This is a genomic window from Actinomadura pelletieri DSM 43383, assembly GCF_003634705.1.
Classification (GTDB): domain Bacteria; phylum Actinomycetota; class Actinomycetes; order Streptosporangiales; family Streptosporangiaceae; genus Spirillospora; species Spirillospora pelletieri.
The window spans coordinates 1-17,215 of record NZ_RBWU01000006.1; the positions used below are offsets into that span (position 1 = coordinate 1).

Here is a 17,215-nt window from a genome sequence, read left to right on the forward strand (position 1 = left end):
CCGCTACGAACGCAAGCCCGAGCACTTCCTGGCCTTCGTCGGCATCGCCGCCACCCTCATCTGTCACCGCCGACTCGCCAAATGAGATGACGTCTAAACCGCCAGGCCGGAGCCCCATGAGGCTCGCCTTCGTGAAAAATGTTGCGCCGCCCTGCCTCATTGTTCGTCGGCCTGGAATCCTTGGTGGATTTCCTGGCATTCAATGCATTCGGGATCGCCCGCGTGTGCTGGGTTGACGAAATGCCCGGTGTCGGCGTGATGCTGGTCCCGACGCATGCACACCAGGTCGTGGTGGGTCAGCCCGGTGCGGGTGCCGTCGCGCAGGAACGCGCGCAGCGCCTCAATGAGCTTGGGGACGCTGCGGTCTGGCACATTGCAGACCGGCCCTGCGTAGTCGCCGTCGGGGTCGATCAGTTCAACGCCCCAGCCGTGGTTGCTGTCGCCCAGCGGTCCGTGCATGTCCCCGACCGACAGAACGCCCATCCCTTCGATCGGGACGTAGATGGAGAAGCAGCCGCCACCGGTGTGCTCGACGTAGGCAGTTCCGAACGCCTCGCGCAGTGCCGCCACGGCCTCATCCACGCCCGGCCATTGCTCGTGGCTCATGGCGGGTCCAGCGTGTCCAGGGGCCGCCAGTGCCGGTACCGGACCACCGTCCCGGGCGTCGGCTTGGCCCAGTGGTCATCGGTGCCGCGCAGCTCTGGGTTGAGGACGTGGAACCAGTCCCCGAAGTATTCGGCGACCGGTTCGCCGCAGCCGCACACCGCGACGGCGGTCTGCCCAGCGGTGACATGGTCCAGGTGAGCGCCCGCCAGACACACTGCCGCACGGCAGCGCCAACCGGCCAAGCGTTCGCCATCCCAGACCATCCGTAGCAGCGGACTCAAGGTCGCTCGAAGACTCGTTCGCAACGTCGACAGAAACATGATTGATCGCCTCCAGCGGGGCAACGATGTCGTTCAGGCGGTCAGGAGGAGCCACGCCGGAAACCACTCGATTCACGGAGCGATACCGGGTGGCTGAAGTGCGTGCCCGGCGCTCGGCTTTCAGCTCTTCGCCTGGCTATGAACCGCCTTGGTGGCCGAGCCGTCGAGCCGCGAGCTCTTGCGGCATTCACCGGACGCGCACCAGCGTGGAGGCGTCGAAGATGGCGGGAGAGGCTCCATCATCGGAGACGTGGTAGAGGTAGATCTCGTCGCCGTGCTGGACAGGGTCTTCCAGCAGTTCTTGCCAAGCGCCGGGACCATCCATGTACCAGGGCGCGTAGCTGTCGCCAGCGGTCAAATCGGAAACGAAAGCGCTAGGCTGGTCGTCGTTTTCTCCGAGCGTGATCGTCCGCACAGTGGCCTCCTTTCACATATCGCAGGAGCCGGATTGGGCGGTCAAGCGGTGAGAGCGTATTTGATGCGCTCGCCCGCCCATTCGGCGATGTTCGAGGGGACGGCGTTGCCAGTGAGTAGCCCATCTGGCGTGGCACCGTGGGGGACTTTGTCCCGGTCGGCCCTGGGAAACCGGGTGACGAACTTCCAGCTGTCAGGGAACCGTTGGGCGTATGCCTTTTCCGGGGTGGTGAACATCCGCACCCGGCAGCCATCGATGGTCCGGTCGTCGCCGGGCTGGACCAGCATGTGGTGGGTGCCCGCGGCGGTGATCGTGGCGACCGGGCCGTCCAGCGATTCCGACATTTTGTGCCGCCGCAGGATCGCCACGAAGGGGCGACCGTCCCAGCGGGTCAGGCCGTGCCGGATCCGGGCTCGGGTGGCGGGAGCATACAGTCCGCGCCGGTGCCCGTCGGCGACCAGCCGCATCGGCAGCGACCAGTCGATCCCCGGGGCCATCGCGGTCGTGGCTGGTTCGACCCGGCCATGTCCGGCCGGGCAGAGGTAGTAGTAGGCGCCGTGCCTGCCGGTGCCGGGGTCGTAGTCGCCGATCAGGTGGCCAGCGATCATGGTCGCGGTCGGTTTCCAGCACCGCACGCCCTGCACGGGCCCGCACACGCGGCACCTCGCTGCGGGGCGCACCTCCAGATCGACCTCGATACCGCGCTGGGCCAGCACGAACACCAGGCGTTCGCGCACTTGTGGGGCGGCCGGGTTGCCGGGCGAGGAGATGTGCGCGGCGTTGACCGGGACGATCCGGGCGGTGTAGTTCATCGCCTCGAACACCTTCAGCCACGGCTCGAACAGGTCCCAGCGCGCGAACCGCAGGACGTTCTCTCCGACGATCACGGCCGGACGGTGGATCTCGGCGTAGCGGATCAGGCACCACGCTGTCGCCCGCGTCGCCGCCCACGGCTGCTGGCGCTGCTGGCGGACGGCGTTGCCGCCGGCAGGCGCCGCCTCAGTGCAGATCGGGCTGGCGACCAGCACATCGGCGCCCGGCAGGCTCAGCATGTCCAGCCGCGAGACGTCCTCGACAATGCCGTTCCCCGGCCGGTTGAGCAGAACTGTTTGCACTGCGGCCTGGAGATGGTTGACCGCCGCCAGCGTGTCGTAACCGGCCAGCGCGAACCCGGCCAGATCACCTCCACCACCGGCCATCAAGTGCACCGATGTCAGCACGCTGTCCTCCCCCGAGTACACAAAAGGCTCCGCACCGGCATCCCGCGCGGCGCGAATTGGTTGGGTCTGTCATCTCAGGTAGCGCGACCGCATTCACGCAGAGCGCCGCACCTTCCAGCTAGCGTGAGTCGGTGCCGCTTTAGCACGGTCGGCTTCCCCCGTCGTGGTTGGAAGACTCGGCGTCTTCCAACCTCTGTGAGGTGCGGTAGTGGGCCGGGTCCCCGTCGTCAGCTAGGCGATTTGGGCGATGATCGGTTGGCCGCACAAGTCGCAGATTAAGTCGTCTTCGGCGGTGCCGTCGGGGATGGTCCAGGGGTAGACCTCACCGATCACGTCAGCCCATTCGGGGAACCGATCCGACAGTTCCAGCCCGGTGCCGATCGGCATGCATGACACGCAGATCAGCTGTCCGGCCTGCCATTGCCAGGCGACGAGGTGTTTGATGGTGTCGCCGTTAGTGGACTGCCAACCCGATGCCGCAGGCCAGCCGAGGGTCATTAGCGCCTTCCTCCTTTCGTACGTTGCCGTTCGTGGCCGCGCGGACCGACCTGCGTCCCGACGCGATCAGGATCTCCACGGTTGGGTGCCATGCTCGCCCTCGTGGGTGGCGGTGATGTCGTTAGGGTGGTGATCGGTGATGGGCTGCCAGCCAGCCGGTTCGCACGACAACCACAGCAGCCCGATCTTGACCAGGTCTCCGACGCTGAGTTCCCTTGCAGGTTCAGGCGTGTTGCTCGATCACTGTCGGTAGTCGGACTTCTACGGTTGGGGGGTGGTCGTTTCCGGGGGTCTCGTCGGTGGATCCGCCGCGTTGGCCGGTGAGTGGTCGTTGTACTGGACCGCTCGGGAGGTCGAGGCGCCGGAGGGGTGTGGCGATCTGCTGCGGGAGTGGGCGGACATCGACGGGCGGGAACGGCGGCTGGGGATCGAGCGGGGCATGCCGATCCTGATCGACCCGGTGTGCAGGGTCGATCCTCGGTTGGCGGCGTTCTTCCGGCGGTCGCGGTTCGCGTTTCTGGCCGGGGAGAGCCAGAAGTCGTATGTCAAGGACTACCGGTTGTGGTTCACCTTCTTGTGGCATCGGGGCCTGTACTGGGACGAGGCTGACTGTGATGACCTGGACGACTATGAGGCGTGGCGGCGTCGGTCGCCGGACAATCCGCGGCGGATCGGCGGGGCGAAGTGGGCGCGGGAGCTTGCGGCGTTCAAGCTGCTGTATGACTGGGCGGTGGCCAGGGGCCACCTTGAGCGCAGCCCGGTGGCCACGTGCACGGTCGCTCGGCGGGACGGCACTCGGCTGGAGGTGGCGGCCAACCGGCCGAAGGATGTGCGGGCGTCGAACGTCAAGTGGGTGACGCCGCGGACGTTTCGGTTATGGCGGGATATCGGGCTGCGCGGGTATGACGCTCGGGGGTTGCCGGATCCGGGCTGGCGGGGTCGGAACGACGGCAGGAACTCGGCGTTCGCTGACCTGTTGTTCGACAGCGGGCTGCGGTTGCGTGAGGCGGGGTGTCTGCTGACGTTGGAGGTTCCGGAGGCGATGGCCGGTGCGTCCTTCTGTGAGGGGACGGTGGCGGCCGCGATCGCCAAGCGTCGCGAGCGGATGTTCTATGTGTCGGTCAGCGCGGTGGCCGCGGTGGCGGCCTACATGGCCACCGGTCGCCGGGCGGCTGTCGGCCGGGCGCAGCGTGCCGGCCGCTATGAGGCGCTGCGGGGGAAGCTGGTCATCACCAGGATCTCGTCGGGGCGGCAGCGCCGGGTGCATTTCGAGGATGCGTTGGGCAGGGCGGCCGATGCTCCGATCAACGAGTTGGATGCCGAGGAGCGACGTCGGTTGTTTCTGCGCGGCGGCGATGGGCTGGAACCGGTGCAGCTGTGGTTGACCGAGGGCGGGATGCCGATGGACTACACCTCGTGGGAGGCGGTGTTCGCGGCGGGCAGCGAGCGGTGCGCCCGGTTCGGCAAGCCGGTGTGGATCTCGCCGCACACCTGTCGGCACTCGTTCGCGTTGAAGATGCTGGTGACGCTGCACCGTGCGCTGGACCGGCGGTTCGGCTTGTCCCAGGGTGAACGCGACCATGTCCGGCGTGTCTACGGGGACGCGTTTCACCTGGTGAAGGACCTGCTTGGGCATCGCAGCGAGCAGACGACACGCATGATCTACTTGGAGCCGCTGAACGGCCTGCGGCTGGTGTCGATCCTGGACGACCCCGAAGCCGACGGGCTGGAGGCGGTGCTGGCACGGGTCGCCAGTGCGAGTCGTCTGGTGATGGACCTCGACCCCGGCCAGGCTGCCGTGGGCCATGTCGAGGATGACGCTGTCGGCGCTTTGAGCGGCAGTCCCTGGGGCGAGGAGTAACCCAGGTGGGGTCGGGGCGTGGGCAGCGCAAGGCCGCTTTGCCGCCCGGCGGTTATGTCCGCCCGGCCGCATTCGATGAGGGCGGCCTGGTGGTGACGGTGTTCGGCGAGTCCGGCGGTGTCGAAGGGCGCTATGACTTTTCGGTGCTTCCCGGTTCCCGGGACCTGCTGAGGGCGTGCGCTGCGGGGTTCGAGCGGCTGGCCGGGCCGGATCGCAACTGGCGGGCTGCGGCCACATGCCGAACCGGCTACAAGGTGATTCGCGCCTTTCTGCGCCACGTGGCCGACCTGGACCATCCCCCGGAGAAGGCGGGTGAGATCACGCCAGCGGTCTGGGCGAGCTGGCGATTGTCGCGACCCGACACCGTCCATGGGCGTGTGGGCATCAGCGTCACGCGCCAGTGGCTTCCCCACGTTCCGGGGATTGCGGCCGAGACCATCGCTGTCGCGGGCCGTCGCATTCCCAAGAGACCCGACCCGACCGAAGCCGCCTACACCCGCGAGGAGTTCGAGCGGATCCGGGCGGTCGCGGCGGTCACCTTCAACAGCGCGCTGACGCGCATCCGGCAGGGCCGCGCGCATCTGGGCCGTTGGCATGCGGGCGAGTTCGCGCCGCGCAGCGCCGATTGGTTGATCGGTGAGGCCCTCGACAGCGTGTTGCGGACCGGGGACGTGCCGCGAGGGCGAAGGCAGCAGCGCACCGTGCTGGCCCGTTATGTCCGCGCCTGCGGTGGGCGGGCGGCGGAGCAGACCTGGGGCCGGTTGTTGCTGACACTGCAGGAGGCGTATGCGCTGGCGGTGCTGTTGATCTGCGATCAGGGCTGGAACCGGGCCGTGCTGGACCAGATGCCAGTGCCCGACGACGCCCCCGGTATGGGCGAGAACGGCCTGGAGATCTACCGGACCGAGATCTACAAGCGCCGGCGCCCGGCCCATCTGCGCTACTCCTCGGCCAACCTCGTCGACCATGGCCCGGGCTCGGCTGGTCGGCTGATGCGCCAGGCGATCGAGGCGACCGAGCCGGCCCGGCTCACGCTGGAGCTGCTGGGCAGGCCGACCGACCGGCTGCTGATCAGCCGCCGCGCCACCGACGCCGGTCCCGGCAAGGGGGTGTTCCACCTCGGCGTGCCCAACCAGTTGGTCCAGCGACAGTGGGCCACCCGCTCTGGTCTGGTTGAGGACCTGTCGGACGGGACCGCTGCGTTCACGGTCAGCCTGCGCCGCCTGCGCCGGACCGTGCAGGTGCTGGTGCGCCGGGAACCCGCCCAGAACACCCCGGCCACCCACGAATCGGTCTACCTGTTGCGTGATCCCGCCGTCCGAGACGAGCTTGAGCAGATCGTCGTTCGCGGGTTGACGGACGCGGCCGCGCACGCCGCCGCCACCGTCCAGATGCGGATCCATCTGGGCGCCTCCGCCGACGAACTCACCGACGTCATCGACGACCCGGCCAAGCTCCGCGCAGTCGCCGAGGGGGCATTGGACACCGCGACCGGCGCCTGCCTGGACTTCACGGCCAGCCCCTTCAGCGAACCCGGCCAGCCCTGCACGGCCTCGTTCCTGATCTGCCTGGCCTGCCGCAACGCGGTCGCCACCCGCCGCCACCTGCCCCGGCTGGCCTACCTGCACCAAGCGCTGGAAGCGCTGCGCGCCATCGTGCAGGCTCCGGTCTGGGAACAGGACTGGAAGATCCACTACCTCCGGCTCAGCCACCTGCTGAACGGCCACACCACCGCGGCGGAACGCGCCGAGGCGACCCGCCGTATCAGCGAAGACGACCGGCTCCTGATCGACCGGCTGCTTCGCCGCGGATACGACGCGTCATGACCTCTGGCACCACGCCACAGACGGCGCACACCGAGATGAACACCGAGATGAACACCGAGATGAACACCGAGATGAACACCGAGATGAACACGGGGGTGCGCGCCGGGGGCCGGGCCGCTGAGATCCAGCCCGCCGACCATGAACCCTTCGCCACCCCACAGCGGCTCCCGGCGAGTATCAGTGTCGCGATCTCCCGGTTCGGCGAGGACGTGTGGGACCTGGCGCCCCTCAGTAACCGCCACCACGAAACCGGACGCAGCCTCAACTGGTGCACCTTCCCCGAGCCGCTGCGCCTAGCCTTCAAACGCGCCGGATGGGCGTTGGTGAACCTGCCCACCCCACCGGAGTTGCTGGAGCGTGCGGCGAGGTCCCGCGCCGAGCAGCCCAGCGCCGCCACGATCGCGGCCACGGTCGAAGCGTGGCGACGCTACGCCCGCTGGCTCGCCGAGCGAGGCGTGATCCGCCTGGCCGACGTCGATGACGACTGTCACCAGGACTACGCCCTGCACATCGCGGGCTTGGCGGTCTCGCAAGGCACACGCGTGCGCGCCCTGTATTCGGTGAGCCTGCTCTGGGGTTTCGCTCCCCGCCTGCCACGCACGGACCGGGTGGTGATGCCGCCATGGGAGACCCAGGGCATGCGGGACTTCCTGCCCACCGACTCAGGCGTTAACGAGAACACCACGCCACCGATCCACCCTGCGGTCATGTCACCGCTGCTGATCTGGGCACAGCGGTTCGTCCAGGACTTCGCCCCTGACATCCTGGCCGCGCTCGCCGAACAACAACGTCTCCAAGCAAACATCGGCGCCCGAACCACTCCCGCGGCCGGGGCCCGCCTGCGCGCACTGTTGGATGAGCACACGCGCACCGGTACGCCTCTGCCCGGCGAGATCGTCAAAGGCCGCCGATCAATCGCCAAGTCCTACCTGGCCGGTCTGACCGGCGCCAGCCTCGCCCAGGTCAACAACATGATCCGCCGCCACGTCCAGAGGCGAGATCTACTGAAAGTGGCCGACAGCGCACCCCTGAACGTCCCGATCACCGCCCTGCTGCACGGCGTCCCCTGGGCGACCGGCATCAGCTACAACGAGGCACGTTTGCTGGCCACCCGGCTGGCTACCGCGGCGATGATCATCGTTGCTTACCTCAGCGGCGTTCGTCCTGCCGAAGTCCTGCATTTGCGAGTCGGCTGCTGCCCCGCCCCCGACCCTGGCAGTGGCCCTGGCTGCGGCCCTGGCGGCGACGGGGTCGTGCGGTTCCGGCTCCACGGCGAGCAGTTCAAAGGCACCTGCACCAGCAGCGGCACTCCCGCGCCCGAAGGACGACCGCGCCAGTGGACCGTCTTGCCGATCGTTCACACCGCCATCGCCATCCTGGAACAGCTCACCACGATCGGCTTCCTGTTCCCGCTGAGCCCCCACTGGCTCAGCGGCCCACCCACCGTCCGCGGACACGGCCGTACTAACACCAGCGGCCCACCTGCCAACGCCGACCCCGGGCCCAACGGACCCCATGGTCGGCGCCGCCGCACCGGCCAGGTCATCACCGCCAAGACCGCCGGCCAGCGGATCGCCCAGTTCATCACCTGGGTCAACGACTACGCCCAACAGCGAGGCCTGGTCGCCGAGGCCATCCCGGCCGACCCCGAGGGCCCCATCGGACTGTCCCGGTTTCGGCGCACCCTGGCCTGGCACATCGCCCGCCTCCCCGGCGGCCGCCTGGCCCTGGCGACCCAGTACGGACATCTGCGCCCCTGGGCCTCGACCATCACCGACGGCTACTGCGGCCAGGCCCGGCACGGCCTACGCCGAATCCTCGACATCGAAACCGCCCGCACCATGGCCGACTACCTCAGCGACCTCGCCGACCGCCTCCAGCACGGTGAAGGCATCTCCGGCCCGGCCGCACACCAGATGCTCACCGCCGCCACCGACGGCGCAGCCCGCTTCGAAGGCATGTTCCTCACCCCCAAACAAGCCAACACTCTGCTCGCCGAACCACGCTTCAACGTCTACGACAACCCCGAAGCGTTCCTGACCTGCAACAACGATCCATCCAAAGCGTTGTGCCACCCCGACCGGGCCCGCAACACCAGCCGTGACCTACCACCGGCGATCGACCGATGCGACCCGGCCTGCTCCAACATCGCCCGCACCGACACCCACATGGCGGGCATCCGCGAGGAGATCGACCAACTCACCGAGGAAGTCACGAACCCGTTGACCCCCATCCCACTTCGTGACCGGCTCCGCCAGAGGATCTCCGCTCTCCAAGCGATCATCGACCGGCACGAACAGACCCGGATCGTTTCCACCACTCCGGAAGTGCAGCGATGACCCACGACGAAGAGCGAGAAGCCATCACCGCCGCCATGCACCGCCTCCTCGCCGGAAAGCCCCTGAGGTCCTCGGGCGAGCTGACCATCGTCGCCCTTGCCGCCGAAGCCGGGCTGAAACGCAACAAACTGACCCACAAACATGTCGATCTCAAGGATCTCTTCAACGCCGAACGCCGCGCACGTCTCGGCATCCCAGACTCTGAGCTGAAACTCCACGAACAGATCGATCGTCTGAAGGCCAAAGTCGCAGCACTACGCACCGAACGCGACGACTACCGGACCGCGAGCGAAACCTTCGCCCGCGCCATCCACGTCCTCACCGTCGAGAACGACAATCTCCGCAAGGAGATACGCAAACACGAGGCACCGAAGGTCACCTGCCTGCCGTCTCGGTGAGCGAGGTACTGTCGGCGGCGCGTTGATTCCACAGCTTGCGGGCCCAACGTTCAGCGAGCCATCGTCGGCTGCCACGCTTGGCTTCCCAGCCGGCGACTGGCGGCGCGTTACCAGTGCAGGCCCGATGCCACTCGATGAGACGCCGCTCCAGCGTGAGCGCGTCCCGATGGCTCACAGTTGGAACCCACTCGACCGTCGCATCGAAGCGTTTGAGCTGGTGAATGACGGTGACCTCCCACTCATTGTCTGGATCATGCCCGTCGATCAAACCCTGTTCCTTTGCTAGGCGCACGGCGAGAGACTTCGCCGAACCGATATAGAGCATCCGACCTATTGACGACCATACATAAACGCCAGGGTCAGTGGGTGGTTCACCAGAAAGCAGGTGTCGTTTCGTCCCGAAGTGGTTGTCGAAGGCCGGTCTCAGTTCATCGACCAGCAGGACAAGGTATGGGAGTTCAACCGGCATGGCCACACTATAGGTCGAAGCACCGACGTTTCTCCCTGGACGACATCTCATTTGGTGAACTGGCGGCAGCCGGCGCTCGCAGGGATGGTCGAAAGATCAATTGAATTCAAGGCGGTAGATTTCAGCCTCAAGGCCGCCTCACCTCCGTCGTGTGGTGATCTGGTGACCTTTGTTGAATTTGATGAAGCTGGGTCTCAAGCCATCGGCTGAGATCGGCCTCATAGACGCGAGTTTCGGCTTCGAGTGTCCGCTCGACGAGATCTTCGAGCATCTCGGTTCGGCGGCTATGGAGCATGCGAGTATACGCCTCAAGGCCGCTGTTCTCCATGAGGCCGATATCCTGTTGGCTGCGCAACTGGTCCTGGAGCAGGTGCCAGTTCATCTCGCGGTGCTTTTCCAGCGCGTAGTCATACGCGCTGGGCGGACCAAACAGTTGTAGGGCCTTCATGATGACCGGTAGGCATCCGAGGATGGTGATGAACAAGAACAGCAAGAGCCGGGCCCACTGCAGCCGGCTGTCTCCCTCGGATGCCTTGTCCAGTCCCTTGAGCCGGATCAGCAGGCCCGAATCACCGCTGTTGGCGCGCTCGAACACCTCTTGTTGGTCCTTTTGCGCTGCGCGTAGGCGTTGCAGTTCGCCTTGCACTCCAGACAGAGTCTGCTTCGCTTCCTGGACTTGCCCGGGTCGATTGCCCGCCGTGATCTTGGCCCGCAGGTCGCCCTCCTGCCGTTCCAACACGCGTATGCGCTGACCGCTGGGGCTGTCGGCCAGCTCTTTCTGGAATCGGAGGGAAGCGTCAGCCTGTAGCTCACTCACCGCCACCTGGACTTCCCTGTCGAACACCTGGAGCACCAGTGGGGCGGACATAACCGCGCCGATCAACAGTGCCAGAAATACGCGGGGCAGCATTCCGAGCAGCGTTCTTGGTGTGCTCTGGCTACGTTGCAGCGAGACCACTAGATATCGGTCCAGGTTCACCATGATGAGGAACCAAACCGCTGAGAGGATGACCGCGGCCCAGACCGGCGTACCCCCCGCCATGCGCAAGGCGAGGAACATCGAGGCGGTGACGAGGGTCCCAGCAGTCAGAATGGCACCGCCAATGCCAACATATTTCGCGCGGTCGGCCGGGGCGTGTTCAAGAATCCCCGCTTCTGTGCCCGAGAGCCAGATCAGGAAGTCGCTGGGAACTGTGTGTCCGGCTGACCACCTTGAGTGCCGCCGCCCACCGGGTGCCCGCCCGGGGAAGCGGGCGGGCGGATGCATGGCGGCAACCGGCGGGTCGGGGGCCCGTTGGCCTCCCGTGTCCATTGGCAGATCGACACCGGGTGTCTCAGGGGGAGGCTCACCCTGCGGTGGTGTCTCGCTGGTGGCCGCTTCGTGCTCAGCCTGACCTGCCAACGCGTGGTCGACGGCATCGACGATGTCCTGGATACGCTGGTCTTCTGCTGGATCGTGGGAGAGTCGTTCAGTTGCGTGGCGAAGCCGCCGAGCTTCGTGCTCGGCGTCGTATCGATCGTCGAACTGGTCCCGAAGGAGGGACTCAAACTCATCACTCATCACCGTCTCCCCCCTTGCTTTCCCGTTCCATGCGAGGAGGGTCCTTTCGCGCGTGGAGGAGCTCTTCAGCCCGCCGCTGAACCTGACCGCGTGCGTTGGACAGGTGGGATCGGACCGTCGCCGGTCTCTTACCCAAGGTCTGCGCGATCTCGGCTGGTTCCAACTGCGCGAACACCGCAAGCTCGTACACCTCGCGCAGATGGCCGGGGAGTTCATCGAATGCCTGAGTGGCGGCCTCCAGCATTGCTTGCTTCGCTGGCAACCGTGGCTTGGCGGTGTTCGCTTGCGGGATCACGTCCAGTGACCCCGAAGCCGAACTGTCCAACGTCGTAATGTCTAGGGGTGTCTCACCGAGCCTGGCCACCCGGCGGGAATGATCGATGATCTGATGTTTCACGATCGTGCAAAAGTAGCCCAGCTGATTCTTCACTGGCCCCTTGCTGATCAGGCGCTTCCGCAGTGCGAGCAGGCTGTCCTGGAGGATCCCTAGGGCATCGTCGTGGCACAGTCCCTGGCTGCGGGCCAGTCGATAGAATCCGTCCCCCCGTTGCTGTTGGAACACTTCGATCTCCCGGTCAACCTGTCGGATCCGCTCGGGATCCTCGTCGGGTCCGGCGGGTGCAGCCACGGCCTGGCTCCAGTTCGGCTCCGGAGGAGAACTTGCACGCGAATTGCTCGATGTGAACCTCCCATCGGGCCGTGCTGTCCGTCCAGAGATTGGGCAATCTGGTTGGGATCACGGCTGTGCTGACGGGATGGCCGACCGGGTGACCGGAATCGGAGACTCGGTCGCAGGTTGGTCTCCAGGCTTGGCCGTCCAGAGGAACCCCAGCACCACGAGAGACAAGGTGACGACTGCAACGAAGGTCATACCTCCATTCCGGACAGCACAGAAGTACGACGCTTGCTCTGCATACGTCAGGATGAAGGCCAAGAGCGCGATGATGGTGCTGATCGCGCTGGCCAGCAGTACGAGCAGGACCGCTACCCCCATGGCGAGCTCCCTTGTTCCAGCGATTGGTAATGACCCTTCGCTGAGTTGACGAACACCCGTTGGGTCGCAGGTCAGCCAGGTGGCCACCCCTACACGCCGGAATCAGAGTGTCGCGGGGGATTCGCCGGTAGATCCGGGAGGAGCATGCCGGGCCAAATCTTGAGGAACTCGCGTAGCCTGCCGTTGACATCAGCCTGGTCATCGTCCAGACAACGCACTCACCGAGGAAGACTGCCGAGTTTCGTGGTTGGTGCCAACACTGCGACTGCCGCAACCGAGCAGCGAATACCCGCACGCTGCTTGACGCTAGAGGCAGCCGCCGGGGAGGTCGTCCGCTGAGGAGGAGGATCTGCGGGCCGACGCCGCTGTCCGAGCGGCGCGCGCCGAGCGGTAGCGGCTCCTGGACGGCATTCCCGGCACATCCCGCTTCGTGCCGTGCCCGCGGTTGCGGCAGGTCGGCAAGCCACCAGCAGCCATGATCACCACGCCGAAGATGCCACACACTATTAGTCAGCAGCGACCTCACCCGCCGACAACACCTGACCTTCACGCAGGCAACATCACCTGCTGCAACACGCTGAGCTTCTGGGGAAGCTGAGCGAGCGAAGGCGGCGGCGGTAATAGTCCGCGCTCAGTTCGTGGAGCTCGTTGCCGATCTGGAACGCTGTCTCGGCGAAGCGAACCGGCTTAGTGGCTTCGTTGGCTTCCATTGGGAATTCGAAAACCTTCACCACAGGATGGCCTTGCTGGTAGCCGTCGAAACCCAGATGTCTCCCCGCTGCATCCTTCGATACGTTATGAAAAACCTCGACCGTCACGGTGACATTCACAATTTCCCCTTTTCTGAAGCGGTAACTCCCGACGGCAATACAGAGCGTCACCGGGCTGCGTCTTTTTGTGGCCACATGCTCGGGAGGGGGCCGCGATCTCGGCCTATCTGGTCTGCCTTGGCGACGCCCGGCTCGGCTCGCCACCGCCTCCATGCGGGCGGTGCATTGCGCGGGTTACAGCGGGGGCAGGGAGGTGACGATGGCCTTCGGATGGGCGGCCCGCGCCCGCTCTAGGCAGGGAGCGCAGAACGCTGCGTCCGTTAGGGCGGGCTGTGCGTCGGGCCTGCTCTGGTCGAGCTCAGCCCAGGTGAGGATTGCCACTGGTGTGGCCAGGTCATCGGGCTCACCGGGGTGTGTGTCGCCCTGGCACCACACTTCCGACCAGGTCCATGCCTTCCACCCGATCGCGTACATGCCGTCGTGGTCGGGTTCGATCCGTTCGGGCTCGTACCCTTCCTGGCTTTGGGTTCCCGGGACCCGGCAGATGATCACGTCACCGTCCCAGAACAACTCCTCGGCGTCGTCGTAGGACTCTCGCTGCTTGGTTTTGGTGACGGCTTCGACGACTCGTTCGGCGACCTGTCGGGTGAAGCGCGGGCATGCGGCGCCGTTCCCCGACGTCCAGGTCGCCACTTCGGCGGGGAAGACATCGTGACCATCGATCGTCACATATGCCTTGGCCCAATTGCTCATGACGTCACTCCTCTCTGCTCTCTCCAATCGGCTGAATACGGTTGATCGACATGTCGCTGAGACGCCACCGCACGGGTAACCCGAAACGGGCGCACATGCGCCCTCAAAGCGTTGATTTGCCGCCGCGTAATTCGTAGCGCTTATTCTTTCGCATCAGGGTGCTGGCTGTTGTTACGCGGCTTCGGATCGGTGGGGCGCCGTGTCAGGCACGGCGCCCCACCGAGACCCGCGCTGGCCGAGAAGCTAGGCCGCCAGGAGCGCCGGGTCGTTCTGCACGGTGGCCAGGGTGTGCAGGGTGGTGTGGTCCAGCTCGTCGACGCCGCCGGTGACGGCGCGAAGCATGTTCCGTTCGGCGCGTTCCGCGCCGCGGACGGTCTGCTCATGGTGGGTGTAGGTGTTGACCGCTTGGACCACGCCCCAGGCGGTGCCCTTCCAGGGCGCGACGCGGTTGTCGTGGTTCCACAGCCGGGCGAGGGTGTCGCGCTTGTTCTCGGCCAGGGTGCGCGAGCGGCCCGGCTCGTCGGGCATCGGCACGTGAGCGTCCAGGAACGCCGCCCATTCGGCGTCGCTGACGCGGGTGTTGCACAGCGCGGTGACCTCGGCGGCGAAGTCGTCGGCGACCTGGTAGATGATGTTGAGCGCCTCGCGGGCCTCGCCGATGCGCAGCTTGGAGTGCCGCGAGTGCTTGATCTTGATCTGCTGGCCGGCCTCGCCGAGCCCGGCGGCCATGGTGTTGTCGCACACGATGCTGGTCACGGCCCGCTTAAACGTGGTGGCCAGCGACCCATCGAAGGACGTCGCGCCGAACAGGTGGGGACGGAACTCCACGCCTTCGGGGGTGGTGACGTTGTCGGGGACCTCGACCGACACCCATGCGACCGCGCCGTTCTTGAGCAGCCCGGCGGACCCAATCGACAGGTCGTCGTCCAGCAGCGTGGCGATGGTGTTGATCAGCCACTCGTTGTATTCGTGCGGCTGGTAGGAATCGGTGAAGATCCCCATGGTGTGGCCGGTGTCGGAGCGCTGGATTGCCTTGCGATCCGGGAGGGGGGCCAGCTTGAGCACGCCGGTGTCGGTGACCGCTTCCACCGTGCCGGGGATCGGGACGTGCCCGTTAGGGGTCCACTCCATCCCCGAGGAGGGGACGTAGATTGGCTGCTCGACCGGTTCCCAGTGGAACAGACGACGGCTGACGTCGCCGACCGGGATGGCGCCCGGGTAGTGGTTGGGTTCGGTGCCTTGCAGGTCGGCCCGGTAGTGCCAGGCCGTGCCGCGCTTGTCGGTGAATCCGATCAGCGTGTTCTGGTTCAGCCATTGCAAGGTCTCTTTGGACATGCGGGACTCTCCCCTTTCTGCGGGAACGGCCCGGGGCGCCGCTGACCCAGCGTGGGCAGCCCAGCAAGGGGCGGGCGGGTTGCGTGGGCGGCCCGTGTGCGGGCAGCGGCGCCCCGGGGGAACAAGCACGCCCCCGTGGGCCCAGCCCTCGGGGCGTTAGCAGTCAGCCGGTGCGGCGCAGGGCGGGTTATTCGCGCCGCTGGGCCGCACGTGTGGACGCGCGGTCAGGAATGGAATTGCCAGATGCCCGGGTGGGGCGCGTCCAGCGGGTAGGACGGTGTATGGTCGCCGTCCGGGCAGACCGGGTCATCGCGCAGGTAGGTCCAGGCGTGACCGTCGTCGTTGATCACCGCGCGGCACCCGTCCCGGGTTCACCGGCGCTGCACCGGGTGGAAGACGATGCCGTAAAGGAACCCGGGCTCGCAGCGCACCAGCAGCGACAGCTGACCGTCGCGGGTGACGTAGGTCCGGGCACCCAAGCCCATTGCGAACAGCCGGGACAGGCCGTGCTGCCAGGACGTGACCGCCTCCCGGTATTCCGGCGAGCCGACGCCGAAAGCGGCGCCGAGCCGGTCACAGTGCGCGCTGGCGGCGGCGATGACGTCGGTGGCTTCCCGCGCGACGGTTAGCACATGCTCATAGGGGCGTTGATCGACCCGCTCTACCGGTGGGACGGGCGCGTCCGGGTCCGGATAGGTGCACGGCATTACGTCGATCAGCTCCAACGCCAGCAGGGCACGGGCGGCGAAGGCGTCAGCCCGGTTCAGCGCCGCGTCGCTGATCGCCTCCCATTGCGTCTGTGGGAGGGCGAACTGGCCGGGGATGAGCTGGCGGTCGCGGTTGTAGTCGTCCAGTGACTCGCCCAGCGGCGCCAGCAATACGGTGAACACCGCGCGCACCACCGTGGCGACGATCTCCGCAGGACTACCGGCGGCCTCGATTTGTTTCCTGATTGCGGTCAGCTCGTCACCGGTCAGGGCCCGCTGTGCGCGATAGGTCGTGGTTGAAGGCATTGGCACTCCCTTCCGGAGCTTGGGACCGAAAACGGTCCATGGCTGGTCATTCGCAGAGTCGGCGCGACGGGAGGAGTCGCCTCCCGTCAGCGCGATCTCCCGCCCCGCCATGTCCACACCTGGTGAGCGGTCACCGGCTCCGATTCGCCCTGGCGGCGAGCCGTGCCGGTGGGCATGAGAAGGGCCAGCAGGCGTGTGGCTTTGGGTCTCGGCCTATTCGCGGACCTCGTCCGGGCAGCCGGTGACGATGCAGGCAGTGCGGGACCGCCCCTCAGGTCGAGATGGGATACAGACATCCACGACGTGACACCGAGCGCTTGTGGGTGGCAGTGCAGCGCGGCCTTGGCCGTCATGCCCGCGTCCGGACCAGGGCGATTCACGGCGAGCAAGGGACCTTGTCGCCGCCGAAGATCCGCACCTGGTATTCCTGGTCTTCATCCAGGACCACGATCGGCAGCTCCGTGACTCCGTCGCGCTGAGCGCGGGCGACGCGATGCCACCCGTCGATGATCATTGCTGAGCCGTCGGCCTCGCGGAGCCGCACCGCGATGAGCGGGCGATCCAGATCCACGGCGGGGATGTGGTCCTCGTCCAGGGCGATCGCGGCGAGCCAGCCGAACCACGGCCGTGGGTCGAACCGGTGGACCGGCAGGTCGGCTGCGATCTGCTGGGCCTTGGTGATGTCCCACCGGAAGGCCAGAAACTGAAACACTTCGCGATCGCTCATCGGGTCCCTCCGTTTGTCTGTTGGCGATCGATAGCGGCGTCTCCTGGACGCTCGCCGGGGCATGGATGCGCCCGACGTCACGCGGGCTGTGGCCGAACAAGGGGCCACCA

Annotated in this window: 19 protein-coding genes and 1 pseudogene; 5 read left to right on the plus strand and 15 right to left on the minus strand. The window is 66.5% G+C overall.

The window, feature by feature from the left end; genetic code table 11:
- Positions 1–85, plus strand: a pseudogene (locus tag BZB76_RS25235) (IS5/IS1182 family transposase); the annotation flags it as partial.
- 71 nt (positions 86–156) lie between these two features.
- Here BZB76_RS25235 and BZB76_RS25240 read toward each other — a convergent pair.
- The 5 genes from BZB76_RS25240 to BZB76_RS25260 all read right to left on the minus strand — a co-directional run bounded on the left by BZB76_RS25240 (position 157) and on the right by BZB76_RS25260 (position 3,059).
- On the minus strand, positions 157–606 hold the full coding sequence (locus tag BZB76_RS25240; protein ID WP_147449531.1) for a hypothetical protein: 450 nt from the start codon (positions 604–606) through the stop codon (positions 157–159).
- On the minus strand, positions 603–821 hold the full coding sequence (locus tag BZB76_RS25245) for a hypothetical protein (protein WP_117404325.1): 219 nt from the start codon (positions 819–821) through the stop codon (positions 603–605). The genes BZB76_RS25240 and BZB76_RS25245 overlap by 4 nt, the downstream gene beginning before the upstream one ends.
- A gap of 292 nt (positions 822–1,113) precedes the next feature.
- Complete coding sequence (locus tag BZB76_RS25250) at positions 1,114–1,341, minus strand: hypothetical protein (RefSeq protein ID WP_117404327.1); 228 nt, start codon at positions 1,339–1,341, stop codon at positions 1,114–1,116.
- 41 nt (positions 1,342–1,382) lie between these two features.
- Positions 1,383–2,561, minus strand: coding sequence for a DNA cytosine methyltransferase (locus BZB76_RS25255; protein WP_147449532.1), 1,179 nt, complete (start codon positions 2,559–2,561; stop codon positions 1,383–1,385).
- A gap of 231 nt (positions 2,562–2,792) precedes the next feature.
- Positions 2,793–3,059 carry a hypothetical protein gene (locus BZB76_RS25260; protein ID WP_121436949.1) on the minus strand — a complete coding sequence of 89 codons (267 nt, stop codon included), beginning with the start codon at positions 3,057–3,059 and terminating at the stop codon, positions 2,793–2,795.
- Positions 3,060–3,372: 313 nt separating this feature from the next.
- Between BZB76_RS25260 and BZB76_RS25265 the strand changes: the two genes are divergently transcribed.
- From BZB76_RS25265 to BZB76_RS25280, 4 genes are read left to right on the plus strand one after another with little or no spacing between them, the layout of a single operon-like run.
- A complete protein-coding gene (locus BZB76_RS25265; RefSeq protein WP_211343185.1) occupies positions 3,373–4,920 on the plus strand; it encodes a site-specific integrase in 1,548 nt (515 codons plus the stop codon).
- Positions 4,921–4,925: 5 nt separating this feature from the next.
- Positions 4,926–6,746, plus strand: coding sequence for a hypothetical protein (locus tag BZB76_RS25270; protein WP_147449533.1), 1,821 nt, complete (start codon positions 4,926–4,928; stop codon positions 6,744–6,746).
- Positions 6,743–9,085, plus strand: coding sequence for an integrase (locus BZB76_RS25275; protein ID WP_121436951.1), 2,343 nt, complete (start codon positions 6,743–6,745; stop codon positions 9,083–9,085). Before BZB76_RS25270 ends, BZB76_RS25275 begins: the two co-directional genes overlap by 4 nt.
- Positions 9,082–9,483: a hypothetical protein gene (locus tag BZB76_RS25280; RefSeq protein ID WP_121436952.1), complete on the plus strand. Its 402-nt coding sequence runs from the start codon at positions 9,082–9,084 to the stop codon at positions 9,481–9,483. Before BZB76_RS25275 ends, BZB76_RS25280 begins: the two co-directional genes overlap by 4 nt.
- On the opposite strand, the gene BZB76_RS34295 is transcribed toward BZB76_RS25280, so the two are convergent.
- The 10 genes from BZB76_RS34295 to BZB76_RS25315 form a co-directional block, all read right to left on the minus strand.
- Positions 9,461–9,952, minus strand: a complete 492-nt coding sequence (locus BZB76_RS34295) for a GIY-YIG nuclease family protein (RefSeq protein ID WP_147449534.1) — start codon at positions 9,950–9,952, stop codon at positions 9,461–9,463. The two genes, BZB76_RS25280 and BZB76_RS34295, sit on opposite strands and share 23 nt — an antisense overlap.
- Before the next feature lie 127 nt (positions 9,953–10,079).
- On the minus strand, positions 10,080–11,513 hold the full coding sequence (locus tag BZB76_RS25285) for a DUF4407 domain-containing protein (RefSeq protein WP_121436953.1): 1,434 nt from the start codon (positions 11,511–11,513) through the stop codon (positions 10,080–10,082).
- Positions 11,506–12,141 carry an RNA polymerase sigma factor gene (locus BZB76_RS25290; RefSeq protein WP_121436954.1) on the minus strand — a complete coding sequence of 212 codons (636 nt, stop codon included), beginning with the start codon at positions 12,139–12,141 and terminating at the stop codon, positions 11,506–11,508. Before BZB76_RS25290 ends, BZB76_RS25285 begins: the two co-directional genes overlap by 8 nt.
- A gap of 108 nt (positions 12,142–12,249) precedes the next feature.
- Positions 12,250–12,507 carry a hypothetical protein gene (locus tag BZB76_RS25295; protein ID WP_121436955.1) on the minus strand — a complete coding sequence of 86 codons (258 nt, stop codon included), beginning with the start codon at positions 12,505–12,507 and terminating at the stop codon, positions 12,250–12,252.
- Between the two features lie 560 nt (positions 12,508–13,067).
- Positions 13,068–13,388: a hypothetical protein gene (locus BZB76_RS34300; protein ID WP_147449535.1), complete on the minus strand. Its 321-nt coding sequence runs from the start codon at positions 13,386–13,388 to the stop codon at positions 13,068–13,070.
- A gap of 123 nt (positions 13,389–13,511) precedes the next feature.
- Complete coding sequence (locus BZB76_RS25300; RefSeq protein ID WP_121436956.1) at positions 13,512–14,030, minus strand: hypothetical protein; 519 nt, start codon at positions 14,028–14,030, stop codon at positions 13,512–13,514.
- Between the two features lie 243 nt (positions 14,031–14,273).
- Complete coding sequence (locus BZB76_RS25305; protein WP_121436957.1) at positions 14,274–15,365, minus strand: DUF932 domain-containing protein; 1,092 nt, start codon at positions 15,363–15,365, stop codon at positions 14,274–14,276.
- A 224-nt stretch (positions 15,366–15,589) separates the two neighbouring features.
- Positions 15,590–15,715: a hypothetical protein gene (locus BZB76_RS36460; RefSeq protein ID WP_281273910.1), complete on the minus strand. Its 126-nt coding sequence runs from the start codon at positions 15,713–15,715 to the stop codon at positions 15,590–15,592.
- A 21-nt stretch (positions 15,716–15,736) separates the two neighbouring features.
- On the minus strand, positions 15,737–16,378 hold the full coding sequence (locus BZB76_RS25310) for a hypothetical protein (RefSeq protein WP_121436958.1): 642 nt from the start codon (positions 16,376–16,378) through the stop codon (positions 15,737–15,739).
- A 376-nt stretch (positions 16,379–16,754) separates the two neighbouring features.
- Positions 16,755–17,105: a ParB N-terminal domain-containing protein gene (locus BZB76_RS25315; RefSeq protein WP_158581701.1), complete on the minus strand. Its 351-nt coding sequence runs from the start codon at positions 17,103–17,105 to the stop codon at positions 16,755–16,757.
- Positions 17,106–17,215 lie beyond the last annotated feature (110 nt).